Here is a 13,415-nt window from a genome sequence, read left to right as displayed (position 1 = left end):
CATGAAACGAATTATTATCGATCAGGAAAAATGCGACGGCTGTAAAAACTGTACGGTCGCCTGCATGTTGGCCCACCGGGCAACCCCGGGGACCGTCTATGATCTTGACCTGCTTGATCCTAAAAACGAGGCCCGGCACACCATCGTTGCAAACGGTAAGGGCGGGTATTTTCCGATATTCTGCCGCCACTGTTCTGTACCGGACTGTGTGGGCGCCTGTATGTCCGGGGCCCTCTGCAAGGATCCGGTGAGCGGTCACGTACAATACGACGAAAGCCGCTGCGGAACCTGTTTTATGTGTGTCATGAGCTGTCCCTACGGGAATGTTAAGCCCGACAAGGTCACCCATAAGAAGATCCTCAAGTGCGATTTCTGTAAGGATGATACGGAGGGGCCGAACTGCGTACGGGTCTGCCCCAAGAAGGCCATCCATGTTGAGGAGGTAAGCGCATGAAACATCTGATATTAGGGGCCGGCGCCGCGGGCATCAGCGCCGCCCACAGGATTCTGAAGGAAAAGCCCAAGGATGAAATTATCATCGTTTCCCAGGATGAGGAAGTCTACTCCCGGTGTATGCTCCACAAGTTCATCTCCGGTGAGCGGGATGCGAAGAGTATCAACTTTATTAACGATGATCTTTTAGAACGTAAAAATGTTACCTGGATAAAGGGGAAAACCCTGACCCGCCTTGATGCGGACAGTAAAACGGTCTATGCGGGGGACGAAAAAATTGCCTCCGGGGACACTATCCTCATCGCCACCGGTTCAAACAGCGTGACCCCACCCATCGGGGAACTGCGGACCGCAAAAAACGCCTTCGGGCTCCGTCACCTTTCCGACGCCCGGGCAATAGCGGATTATGCAAAGAAGGCGGACAGGATCGCCATCATCGGCGCAGGTTTGGTGGGACTGGACGCAGGGTATGCCCTGCTGGAACTGGGTAAAAAGATTACGTTCATAGAAATGGCCCCCACGGCGCTTGCCATCAACGTGGATGCCCACGCCGCCGAAGCCTATCAAAAGAAGTTTGAGGAGAAGGGGGTGAAATTCCTCCTGGCCCGGAAAGTAGTGGGTACCAAGGACGATGGTAATGGCAGTATTACTGCGGTTGAACTTGAGGGCGGGGACAGCGTTCCCTGCGACATGGTGGTCATGGCCGTTGGAGTGCGTCCCGCCATAGCTTTCCTCGAAGGAAGCGGCGTCAAGACTGAACGGGCGGTGGTGGTAGACGATTATCTTGCCGCCAGCGTTCCGGGCATCTACGCCGCCGGGGACGCCGCAGGTCTTTCTGGCATCTGGCCCAACGCCCAGAAGCAGGGCGAGTACGCCGCCTACAACATGACCGGTACCAAATGGGCCTACGATGACCGGTTCTCCATCAAAAATACGGTCAACTTCTTCGACCTTCTCACTTTATCAGTTGGGGCAATAAATCCCCAGGAGGGGGATGAGGTCCTTGTTAAGGAAGACCGGGGTAACTACCGGAAGCTTATTCTTCGTGACGGCGCGGTGGCGGGGGTTATCCTTCAGGGGGAGATAGGCGGCAGCGGCTTCTGGCAGCATCTGATCAAGAACAAGATACGGATCGACAAGCTGGGAAAATCGCCCTGGAAGCTAAGCTACGCGGACTTCTTTGGGGTGGAGAACAACGGCGAGTATAAGTGGGTTGTGTAGATAACGTTACGCAGAGCATTACGGGCGGGGCTGGGAAGTCCCGTCCGTTTTTTTGTTTATTTTAACTCCGGTTCAGTTTTGGTGAGAGCATCATCTTCATATAAATATTCAATTCTGCTTGACCGGTTGAAATTACTCGTTTATATTACCTTTGTTGTAGAGGAGCATCATTATGGGTCAGGAAATTACGAGCCTTGTGAAAGATGCCGTAAAAAAGCATTTTCCCGAGACGAAAGCCTTAAGCGACGATCTTGCCGCCCATCCGGAATTGTCGGACCAGGAGTTTGAATCCAGTAAAAAGATCGTGGAGCTGCTAAAAAAGTCCGGTTATCAAGTCGAATATCCTTATCTGGGATATGCCACGGCTTTCCGCGCCCTTTTTGATAACGGGGAGGGACCAAATGTCGCCATCATGGTCGAATACGACGCATTGCCGGATATTGGGCATGGGTGTGGTCACAACCTGCACGGCTCCCTGTCTGTGCTGACCGGATTGGCCCTGCTGGAGCTTAAGGACTGCTTCAAGGGAAAGATCTACGTAATTGGTACCCCCGGCGAAGAGGTGGACGGGGCGAAGGTCGGGATGTCCGATAAAGGCGTTTTTGACGATATGGCGGTGGCGATGATGATGCACAGTGTGGGAGGCGGAGTTTCCCAGCCGGATATGGACGCCCTGAGTCTCCGCTGCTACGACATAGAATTTACAGGCCGCAGCGCCCATGCGGCGGCGGCGCCCTGGGAAGGACGGTCCGCACTGGCGGCGGCACGGAAGTTTCTCGATTTGGTTGACGCCCGCCGGGAGTGCTTTACCCCGGATATTCGCTTCAATGGGATTATTACGGATGGGGGAAAGGCGCCCAATATAATTCCGTCCTATGCAAAGATACGAGTCGAATTTCGTACCGCTTCCATGGCAAAATTAAAAATCGTAGATGATATGTTTGTAAAGTGTGCGAAGGCTGCGGCCATGGCCCTGGACTGCGAGGTGAGCTGGCATCATGGGTCTTCGGATTTTGCCGATATGGTCAGGATACGCTCCCTGGAGGACGAAATGGCCGCAATCCTAAGGGGCCTGGGAGAAACTGTTTCGGAGGTTACACCGCCCCTGGGGTCCACCGATATGGGCAACGTCAGTTACCGCTGTCCGGCAATCCAGCCGTTAATAGCTATCACCAAGGAACCCTTCGCGCTCCATACGGTAGAATTGGCCGCCGCGACCTTGAAGCCCGCAGCCCACGAGGCCATGACCCGGGGCGCGGAAGCTCTGGTTACTCTCGCCTTAAAGATTCTGAATGATGAAGCTTTTCGCGGGAAGGTTCATAATGAATTCGTTAAATGCCGGGATCTAAAGCTTGGCGTATAAAAGTTAAGGAGCCGGATATGTCCGTACTGCATTTCTATACATCGGCCTTTTTCAGCCAGCATCCCTGGGCGCGCTCCTTCATCCACAGCAACGATCCATTGAATAAGGAAATTCAAACTAAATGACTATACCAATTCTGGATACTGAAAAGACATAATTGTTATGGAGGAAGTAAAATGAGCCGGTCGCAATCGAGTATACGCAGCTATGCGCATTTGTTCAGCCCCATCAAGGTGGGGAACCTTACCTTGAAAAACCGGATAGGGGCGGCGCCTACCGGGGTTTCCGATCTGACCCCGGAAGGGTATTTCACCCCCGCCAATATCGCGGTGTTCCGCCGGAAAGCCAAGAGCGGCGTCGCGGTGGTCAACTTGGGTGAGGCGATGGTGGACCATATTCGCGGCAAGGCCCACGGCCGGATTACGCCCCTGGACGATGTGGAGTGTCTGCCTTCGTTGATAGATTGTACCGATGCGGTTAAGCAATACGGCGCTATCCCGGCTATTGAACTGGTTCACGCAGGCTGCCGCGCCAGGCCCGAATACTGCAAGGAAGGGCCCATCGGTCCCAGCGCCCACATGGGAATCTACGGCGAGATGGTAGAGGCAATGACCGAGGCGCAAATCCAGGAGGTTGCGGAGCAGTTCGGAAAGGCTGCCTTCATGGCGAAGTGCGGCGGTGTGGAGATGGTTACGCTGCATGCGGGCCATGGCTGGATATTCACCCAATTCCTTGCAAAATCTACCAACCAGCGCACGGACCAATACGGCGGCAGCCTGGAGAACCGGGCCCGCATCACCCTGATGACGGTGGCGGCGATCCGCGCCCATGCCCCCGGCGTCGCCGTGGAAATCCGTATGAGCGGCTCCGACCTGTACGAGGGCGGTGTCACACCGGAGGATTCTATCGCCTACGCCAAACTGTTGGATGGCAAGGTGGATCTACTGCACATCTCCGTCGGATCATTCCATGTGCCGGATACCTCAACGCGTATGTTCCCCTCCGCCTATGAGCCGGAGGGTGTCAATGTTCCCTTCGCCGAGGCGGTAAAAAAGGCGGTCAAAACGCCGGTGGCCACCGTGGGCAGCCTGGGTGATCCGGAGTTGATGGAGGAGATTGTTGCCAACGGTAAGGCCGACATTGTCTACATGGCGCGCTCGCTGATGGCGGATGAATTCCTTCCCGAAAAAATTCGTACCGGCCGCGCCGATGAAATTACGCCCTGTCTGCGCTGCAATATGTGCCTGAGCCTATCCTTTGTCCCCCATGTACCATTTGCGGTGCGGGTGATGCGATGTTCGGTAAACCCCACCGTGGGCTTCGAACTGGAGACCCAGACCCTGCAAAAGCCGGAACAACGAAAAAAGATTTTGATAGCAGGGGGAGGCCCCGCCGGTATGGAGGCGGCGGTGACGGCGGCCGAGCGGGGCCACGAGGTTATACTCTGTGAGAAAAGCAATCGTCTGGGCGGTATGCTGGTCTCTGCGGACGGGATTCCGTTCAAACATTTTATGAAGCGCTACAAGGAATCGCTGATCCGCCGTGTATATAGAAATGCCATTAAGGTACTGATGGAAACCGAGGTGACACCGGAACTGACAGCGTTGCTCCACCCTGATGTGCTTATTGCGGCAGTGGGCGCCGAACCCATCGTCCCGAATATCCCCGGTATTGAAGGCCCCAACGTGTTTTTTGCCGCCCGGGACTTCGGGCTGGAGAACGTTGGTCAAAAGGTAGTAATTGTAGGCGGCGGTCTGGTAGGCTGTGAGGAGGGCTTGTACCACGCCCAGTGCGGCAAGGAGGTTCATGTTCTCGAGATGGGCCCCAAACTTGCGCCGGACGCCTGGTACCTGCACCTGCGCGCCACCCTGAACGAAATGGAGAAGGCGGGTGTGCATAGCTATCTGAATACCCGTTGCACCAAAATCACCGCGGAAGGTGTTTTCGCCGCGGACAGTAACGGGAAGGAACTGTTCCTCGAAGCGGATACCGTGTTGGTGGCTGCCGGACTCCGGTCCCGTTCCGGGGTGGTGGAAGCGTTACGCTATACCGCCCCGAATTTTGCGGTGATCGGCGACTGCCTGCGTCCCCGTACGATCCAACAGGCGATTCGCACCGGTTACAACGCAGCTGTCATCATATAGACCACATTTGCATCAAAATTGTATTTGCAATTTTGAAAAAGGAGTATCACTATGTCGGAAATCACTTCAACGAAAGAACTTAAACGGGTTCTTGGCAAAAAGGACCTGCTTTCCATTGCGGTCGGCCAGACTATCGGTTCCGGTATTTTCGCTCTCCTGGGTGTGGGGATTGGAATGACGGGCAAATCAGCGAACATATCCATGATTATCGCGGCGATATTCGTACTCCTGATGACCGTTCCTATGATACTGGTCAGCGGAACTGTCAGGCTGCGCGGCGGATTTTACACACAGCTTGGCTTTTTGATGAATAAGACCGTAGCCGGATTTTATGTCATCGTACATATAATATCATGGATGGCGCTTGCCATGTACGCCCTGTCTGCTGCGGATTACATGATTGCCCTGCTGGTTGGTGTAAATCTCAATAAAACGCTGCTTGCATTTCTCGTGTTGACTATCTTTTACGTAACAAACTTATTTGGCATTCAGGGTACCGCTAAGCTGCAAAACATTATGATGTTATGCATGTGCGTCGGCCTCACAGTATTTATCTGCTACGGTTTGCCCAAAGTGCAGCCCGGTTACTTCGTAGGTCCCGACTTTATTACCGATGGCTGGCATGGACTTTTCGCAGCGGGGGCACTGTTCACATGGGCGGTCGGAGGCGCTAACGTCATCATCCACTTAGGCGCCGAAGCGAAGAATCCAACAAAGGACATCCCGTTCATCATCGTTGTGGCCACATTGATTATTGCGACATTTTATGGTCTTATCGCCACGGTCGCGTCCGGCGTTCTTCCTATTTCCGAAGTCGCGTTTAAGCCTCTGTCCGTGGTCGCGTCTGAAATATTCCCCAGACCGGTTTATGTATTCTTCATTGTCGGCGGCGCAATATTTGCGCTGACCACAACGCTTAATGCTTCGTTTGGATGGGTTACAAAGCCGATTCTGCAAGCAGCTGTTGATGGGTGGTTCCCGCCTATCGTTGCAAAAATTGGCAAAAAATATAAAGCTCCGGTCACAATTCTCACATTGCTCTATCTTGAATGCCTAATTCCTATTTTTTTCGGCGTCAATGTCTCCGCGATTGCGGACATGGCGGTCATCCTCACCAATGTGTGTTTTGCGCTGGTTTGCTTTTCTACCATTAATATGCGCAAAAAAATCCCGGAGATATGGGCGAAATCCCGTTTCAACATGTCCGATAAGATGGTCATCTTTTGGAGTGTGGTGGGTGGACTTTCAACGATCGCACAAAACTTCCTGCTGATCGGAATAATCGGCTGGAAAGAAGTCATCGGCAATGTTGTTTTACTGGTTTTGGCGCTGTTATACGCGTTTTTACGTGAAAAATCCGGTAAGGTTAACATGGAAATAAGCTACGAAGAAACGTAATCGCCCCCGTTTCTTGACACCGTTGACCTCAAAGAAGTATAATCACCGCATATTATATGTATGTAAACGGAATTGAGGTCAATTATTTCAGCGCCGGTCAGGGTGAGGCGGTGCTTTTCCTGCACGGGTGGGGGTCTGATTTTTTATCCTTTAAATACTTTCTGGACAGCCTTTCCGCATATTACCGTGTTTTTGCCCTGGATTTACCCGGGTTTGGACAAAGCGCCGAACCCCCGGCGGCCTGGTCCGTGGATGATTATGCTGATTTTGTCCTTACCTTTATGGGGGAACTTAAAATTGACCGGGTGATACTGATTGGCCACTCCTTCGGCGGAAGGATCAGTATCAAGCTTGCGGCAAGAAAAAACCTGCCTGTTTCGATTGACAAAATCGTTCTTGTGGACAGCGCGGGTATACGTCCTAAAAGAACCGTAAAACAAACTATCAAATTATTCTTCTACAAGGGCATAAAGCATTTTATCTCCGTCGAATTCATCCGGCGGCGCTACCCGGAGCTTTTGGAAAAATGGCGGCAAAAACACGGTTCCCCCGACTATCTGAACGCCACGCCGAGGATGCGCGAATGTTTCGTAAAAGTGGTTAACGAGGATTTAACCCCCTGTCTTTCCAAAATACCCTATTCTACCCTGATAATATGGGGCGAACAGGATTACGAAACCCCTCTGGGGGATGGAAAAATAATGGAACGGCTCATTCCGGACGCCGGGCTTGTGACGCTTAAAAACGCCGGTCATTATTCTTTCCTGGATCAGGGTTTTACCTTTTTAAGGGTACTTGATTCTTTTCTGAACATTAAGAGGACCGCATGATAGTATTTTTAATCTGCTTAGTAATGCTGTCTTTTACTTATTGTTATGCCAATACGGTCCTTTATGATTACCATATGTTTCAGCTGAATTCTTATTCATCATGGACCCACCTTAAATGGCTTAGGGCAAATTTTAGCAGGGCTTATATAATGCGGCACATACTGATTTTGCCTATTATTGGCGTTGCCTTCCTGAATTTTTATACCGCAGTAATTTTATCTTCCCTTCTTTTTTTGGTACAAAGCTTCTTCAACAGGCCCCGGAAGGCAAAGAAACCCCTGGTTTATACCAACCGTGTCAAGAGAATGGTGTCAACAAATATTCTGATACTAACTATCCCGATCCTGCTTTCCTGTTCCCTGCAATCTCCTTATCGGGTTATTGTTTTAGCCTTGGGGGTCCTCTGTACGCCCCTTATGGTCTTGCTTTCAAATATCATTAACACGCCCATCGAAAAGGGTATAAACCGCGGGTACATTAAGGACGCCAAAAAAATTTTAAAGGGCATTGACAGGTTAATTGTCATCGGTATTACCGGAAGTTATGGGAAAACAAGTACGAAATATTTTTTGAATAAAATTTTATCTTCTAAGTATAATGTACTCATGACTCCCGAAAGTTATAATACCCCCATGGGGGTTGTTAAAACCATACGTACTAATCTTAAGCCTTTCCATGAAATATTTATCTGTGAAATGGGGGCAAAGTATACCGGGGAAATTAAGGAAATATGTGATATTGTAAACCCAAAATACGGTATCATCACCTCAATTGGGCCGCAGCACCTGGAAACATTTAAGTCCATAGAAAATATTATTAAAACAAAATTTGAATTGGCCGACGCCCTTCCGGATGACGGCGTAATTTTTCTGAACCACGAAAATGACCTTATTAGGAATGCCGCTACAAACAAGAAAAGGATATCCTATGCCATATCCCCGCGGGGATGCGCTTATGAAGCAAAGAATATTCATGTATCAAATAATGGGTCCGCCTTTGATGTAATATTAAGCGGCGGCAGGGAATATCATTTTGAGACAAAGCTCATCGGCGTTCATAATGTGGAAAACATCCTGGGTTCCATCGCGGCCGCGGATTATCTTGGAGTAGATGCCGATAACATCGCAATGAGTGTCCGCCGGCTCGAAAGCGTTCCCCACAGGCTGCAACTGCTAAACCGGCGGGGGATGGCTATTATTGACGACGCTTTTAATTCAAACATTAACGGCGCAAAAATGGCCCTTGATGTGCTGAATACCTTTACGGGATTTAAGATCCTGGTAACCCCCGGTATGGTTGAACTTGGAAATTTACAGGACAGCTGTAACCGCGAATTCGGAGTAAAGGCCGCAGAAATCTGTGACTATGTTATTCTGGTCGGAGCAAAACAAACGGGCAGTATTTTAGAAGGGCTCAAATCCGGAAATTATCCGGAAGAAAAAGTATTTATTGCGGAGACCATAGAAGAGGCTTTTGGAAAAATAGAAAGTATAAACAGCAAGGAATTTCAAAAAGTGGTTTTGCTGGAAAACGATCTCCCAGACAACTATTAATTTGGAGGGCAATTATCATGTTAATAAGGGTTGGCGTTCTGTTCGGCGGCAAGAGTGTAGAACATGAGGTTTCTATTATTTCCGCGATACAGGCAATCAATGGGTTTGATAAAACCAAGTATGAAATAATTCCCCTATATATGACAAAAGAAGGAGCCCTGTATGTCGGCGATTCTATCGGTAAGATAGAAGAATACCGGAACATTCCGGGGCTGTTGAAAAAAAGCCACCGGGTAATATTTATTAACGACGATGGTAAATTCCTTTTAATGAAATATCCGGCCAAGGGATTTGGTAAACGCATGTATGCCTCCGTTGATATTGTTTTTCCGATTGTTCACGGAACAAATGTTGAAGACGGGGCATTGCAGGGCTTTTTAAAAACCCTTTCTGTTCCATTCGTTGGATGTGATGTCGCAGCATCCGCAGCGGGCATGGAGAAATATACCCAAAAGGCGATCCTGAAATATAATGATATCCCGGTATTGGATTGCATCCGTGTTTTTTCGGCTGCATATTTCAAGGATATAGATACTATTATTGGCAAAATTGAAAGTTCCATATCATATCCCCTGATTGTAAAACCCTCTAATTTGGGATCGAGTATAGGTATAAAGAAGGCCCTTAACAGGGACGAACTAAAGGACGCTTTTGAGTATACCTTTCAGTATGCCAATATTGCCCTGGTTGAGCGGGCCGTAACTAATCTTAAGGAGATTAACTGCGCCGTGTTGGGGGATCAGGATTTAGCGATTGCTTCGGAATGTGAAGAACCGATAAATACCGACGATATATTAAGCTATAACGATAAATATATTTCCGGCGGTAAAAACGGCGCAAAGGGAATGAGCGGCGCTAAAAGGCGGCTCCCTGCGGATATTACCCCGGAAACACGGGAAGAAATCCGGAATTTAGCTATAAAGACATTTCAGGCCCTAAGCTGTAATGGGGTAGCCAGAATAGACTTTTTTATAGATTTGCAAAGCAATAAAATATTTATAAATGAAATAAACACCATCCCCGGTTCATTATCGTTTTATCTTTGGGAACCCATAGGAATATCGTATACGGAGCTTCTAACCAGGTTAATCAATCTTACTTTCAAAAGGGAACGTGAGAATGCGGGCATATCCTACTATATCGATACAAATATCCTGGTCAATTTTACCTCAACCGGTACAAAAGGGACAAAGAGCTTGGCTTGACATATTCCGCATTAATCAGCATGGTTAGTATATATGTACAGTTGTTCCCCCCATGCCTATGAAGCCATACCTCAGGAATACCGGAAGATCGCGGAAGAGCTATTTCCGTTCGGGCCCAATCCGGCGGTACAAGGACCTACGGTGAAAGCTGCGGAGAATTATGCGGAAATTCTGGGGATTGGGACCGATTATAAGCGGCTGCTTGATACCCAGCGTTCAGGCAGGGATCTGGAGCAGTTTTTAGGGCATTTTCAGAATAATCTGGACCTTTTAATTCAAAAAACCTGGGTTGATAAGGTCGATGAAGCCCGGAAAGAGAAGCTTCAGGACCGGATTCCCGGGTTTATTGCCGAAATTGAGCGGGGAGATTACCGGAAGGCCCTGAAGGAGTTTAGCGTCATCCTGGAAGAGCTGGCGCACCTGCTTTTCGGCGCCCAGAGCCAGAAGGACGATTTTGCCGAGTATGCCTTCAGGATCGATACCCAAATGGGACTTTTCTGGTGGTACGGGGGGCGGATTGGATGCCTCAAACCGGCATGTGACGGAAACCAGGGAAAAGAAGCCGGCGGCGGGCCGGTGGCCAGAACCCCCTGTAATGAAAGCCTTTGGGCGGTTTTGCTGTTGGGTATCTGCTACCTTACAAATTTTTAGGCCACTTATTGTTATAAAATCGTTTTTATACTATCCTACCTATGTTCACATTCTTCATGAGGAGTTTTTCACTATGGCGGAAGAGTCTGCGGACTTCATCAGCGATTTCATTAAAGAGGACCTGCAAAAAGGCCGGTTTGACTATGTCCATACCCGATTTCCCCCGGAGCCCAACGGCTGGCTCCATATCGGGCATTGTAAGGCCTTCTATATCGACTTTTCCATGGCGGAACGGTTCAAAGGAAAATGTAACCTCCGTTTTGACGATACCAACCCTGAAAAAGAGGATATCTCTTACGTGGAGGCCATCAAGCGGGATGTTTCCTGGATGGGCTACGACTGGGAAGACCGGGAATATTACGCATCAGACTATTATGAATACCTCTACGACCTTGCGGTGAAGATCGTCAAGAAGGGTCATGCCTATGTGGACGACCTTACCGACGAAGAGATGAGCGAATACCGGGGTACTGCGGCGGAGGATAAAAACAATATCACCAAGACGACTGAAAGTCGTCAAACACCCCCGGGCCGAAATAGCCCTTACCGGGATCGTTCGGTGGAGGAAAACCTCGACCTTCTTAGCCGAATGCGGGCGGGGGAATTTTCCGACGGCGCCCGGACCTTGCGGGCAAAGATCGACATGGCCCACCCCAACCTGCTCCTGCGGGACCCGGTGATGTACCGGATACGCCGGGAAACCCATTACCGTACCGGGAACACGTGGTGCATCTACCCCATGTACGATTTCCAGCATCCCCTTTCGGACGCCAAGGAGGGGATTACCCATTCCTTGTGCTCCCTGGAATATGAAATCCACCGGCCCCTCTACGAATGGTTTATCAATGAAGCGGAGGTATTCCCCAGCCGCCAGATCGAGTTTGCCCGGCTCAATATGACCCATACGGTACTGTCCAAGCGGTGGCTCCTGAAACTGGTCCAGGAGAACCATGTCTCCGGTTGGGACGATCCCCGGATGCCCACCATCGCGGGACTTCGCCGGCGGGGCTATACTCCGGAGGCCATCCGGAGCTTTGTCTCCCAAATCGGGATTGCCAAGACCGACAGTATGGTAGATATTGCCTTTTTGGAATATTGCCTTAGGGAGGATCTGAACAAGCGATCCCCCCGGGTGATGGCGGTGCTCAAGCCGCTAAAGCTCATTATCGAAAACTGGGAAGCTGGGGCCGAAGAGCTTGAGGCGGTGAACAACCCCGAGGATCCCGAAGCGGGGACCCGGAAATTGTACTTTACCCGGGAGCTCTGGATAGAACAGGACGATTTTGCGGAGGTTCCGCCTCCCAAGTATTTCCGGCTCTTTCCGGGCAATTCGGTACGGCTGCGCTACGGGTATATCGTTACCTGTACGGGCTTTGACAAGGATGCTGCGGGGAATATCACCGCAGTGCGCTGCACCTACGACCCGGAAACCAAGGGAGGCAATGCCCCGGATAACCGCAAGGTTAAGGGGACCATCCACTGGCTTTCTGCTGCGGACGCCATTCCCATTGAGGTGCGGATCTATGACCACCTCTTCGCTGTGGAGCGGCCCATGGAAGCGGCGCCGGGAAAGACCTTTCTGGATAACCTCAACCCCAATTCCCTGGAGCTTATTTCCCATGCCTATGGCGAAAAAAGCCTGGCAAAGGCGGTTCCCGGGGATCGGTTCCAGTTTGAACGGCTGGGATATTTTGCGAAGGACCCTGATGTATCCGAAAGCGGAGCGCCGGTTTTCAACAAAACTGTGGGGCTGCGGGATACCTGGGCAAAAATCGGGCGGAAAACAGCCCAATAGGAGAAAACAATGATACTACGCGGAAATGTTTATTCGGAAGTTTTACATCTCTATACGGGGATAAGCGTTCTAGCCCCCGACCAGTACCAGGAAAAAGGCGCCTATAGGGTATGCTACCTCCTCCACGGCCTTCACAATGACCAAAATTCCTGGATTGATAGTACCTTGTTGCAGATTTTTGCCAGAGAATACAATGTACTGTTCGTTCTGCCTACGGTGGGGAGAAGCTTCTATGCGGATATGAAGCATGGGTATAATTATTTTACCTATGTCAGCGAGGAGCTTCCAAAAATAAGCAAAAAGGTATTTAACATATCTGCCAAGCGGGAGGATACCGCAGTAATCGGTTGTTCCATGGGGGGCTACGGCGCCCTGAAATGCGCGCTTACCAAGCCCGATCAGTACGGATTCTGCGGGGCCATCTCCTCGGCCTGTTTGTTTATTGATGAACACCTTAACGGGTTGCGGAAAAATGCCGACTACTGGATAAAGACCGGAGGCCCGGAGGCGGAAGCCATACTGCGGGATTTCCAAACCGCCTTTGGGGACGAACTGGCCTATACCGATGGTGACGAAATCATCAAGCTTGCAGAGAAGCTTGCTTCCAACCCCGTCCGTCCTAAGATATATGCAGCCTGCGGTATTGAGGATAATCTCCGGAAGGAGAATTTACGCTTTAAGGAACAGATAGAAAAATTGAATTTAGATTATACCTATGAAGAGTGGGAAGGGGCCCACGACTGGCAGTTCTTTAACGACGCCTTAAAAAAATCACTCCAAGTGTGGCATACATGACCTACCG

Annotated in this window: 11 protein-coding genes; all 11 read left to right on the top strand. The window is 50.2% G+C overall.

Annotated elements, in window-relative coordinates:
• The first annotated feature begins 1 nt into the window (after position 1).
• Positions 2 to 454, top strand: coding sequence for a 4Fe-4S dicluster domain-containing protein (locus LQZ19_RS03970; RefSeq protein WP_411046356.1), 453 nt, complete (start codon positions 2 to 4; stop codon positions 452 to 454).
• Positions 451 to 1,674 (top strand): NAD(P)/FAD-dependent oxidoreductase, encoded by a 1,224-nt coding sequence (locus LQZ19_RS03965; protein ID WP_411046355.1) that lies wholly within the window; start codon positions 451 to 453, stop codon positions 1,672 to 1,674. The genes LQZ19_RS03970 and LQZ19_RS03965 overlap by 4 nt, the downstream gene beginning before the upstream one ends.
• A 172-nt stretch (positions 1,675 to 1,846) precedes the next feature.
• Positions 1,847 to 3,037, top strand: a complete 1,191-nt coding sequence (locus LQZ19_RS03960; protein WP_411046354.1) for an amidohydrolase — start codon at positions 1,847 to 1,849, stop codon at positions 3,035 to 3,037.
• 176 nt (positions 3,038 to 3,213) lie between these two features.
• On the top strand, positions 3,214 to 5,181 hold the full coding sequence (locus LQZ19_RS03955; RefSeq protein WP_411046353.1) for an oxidoreductase: 1,968 nt from the start codon (positions 3,214 to 3,216) through the stop codon (positions 5,179 to 5,181).
• A 51-nt stretch (positions 5,182 to 5,232) separates the two neighbouring features.
• Positions 5,233 to 6,579: an APC family permease gene (locus tag LQZ19_RS03950; RefSeq protein WP_411046352.1), complete on the top strand. Its 1,347-nt coding sequence runs from the start codon at positions 5,233 to 5,235 to the stop codon at positions 6,577 to 6,579.
• A 56-nt stretch (positions 6,580 to 6,635) separates the two neighbouring features.
• The gene (locus LQZ19_RS03945; protein WP_411046351.1) at positions 6,636 to 7,409 is read left to right on the top strand and encodes an alpha/beta fold hydrolase; all 774 of its coding nucleotides are present in this window, start codon (positions 6,636 to 6,638) and stop codon (positions 7,407 to 7,409) included.
• A 74-nt stretch (positions 7,410 to 7,483) separates the two neighbouring features.
• A complete protein-coding gene (locus LQZ19_RS03940; RefSeq protein ID WP_411046350.1) occupies positions 7,484 to 8,962 on the top strand; it encodes a Mur ligase family protein in 1,479 nt (492 codons plus the stop codon).
• A 17-nt stretch (positions 8,963 to 8,979) separates the two neighbouring features.
• Positions 8,980 to 10,167 (top strand): D-alanine--D-alanine ligase family protein, encoded by a 1,188-nt coding sequence (locus LQZ19_RS03935; RefSeq protein WP_411046349.1) that lies wholly within the window; start codon positions 8,980 to 8,982, stop codon positions 10,165 to 10,167.
• 33 nt (positions 10,168 to 10,200) lie between these two features.
• On the top strand, positions 10,201 to 10,818 hold the full coding sequence (locus tag LQZ19_RS03930; protein ID WP_411046348.1) for a hypothetical protein: 618 nt from the start codon (positions 10,201 to 10,203) through the stop codon (positions 10,816 to 10,818).
• A 73-nt stretch (positions 10,819 to 10,891) separates the two neighbouring features.
• Positions 10,892 to 12,613: a glutamine--tRNA ligase/YqeY domain fusion protein gene (locus LQZ19_RS03925; RefSeq protein ID WP_411046347.1), complete on the top strand. Its 1,722-nt coding sequence runs from the start codon at positions 10,892 to 10,894 to the stop codon at positions 12,611 to 12,613.
• 9 nt (positions 12,614 to 12,622) lie between these two features.
• On the top strand, positions 12,623 to 13,408 hold the full coding sequence (locus LQZ19_RS03920; RefSeq protein WP_411046346.1) for an alpha/beta hydrolase: 786 nt from the start codon (positions 12,623 to 12,625) through the stop codon (positions 13,406 to 13,408).
• Positions 13,409 to 13,415: the final 7 nt, after the last annotated feature.

This window comes from Treponema primitia (assembly GCF_046533075.1).
Classification (GTDB): Bacteria; Spirochaetota; Spirochaetia; order Treponematales; family Breznakiellaceae; genus Termitinema; species Termitinema primitia_B.
This window is presented reverse-complemented; position numbering and strand designations above follow the sequence as displayed.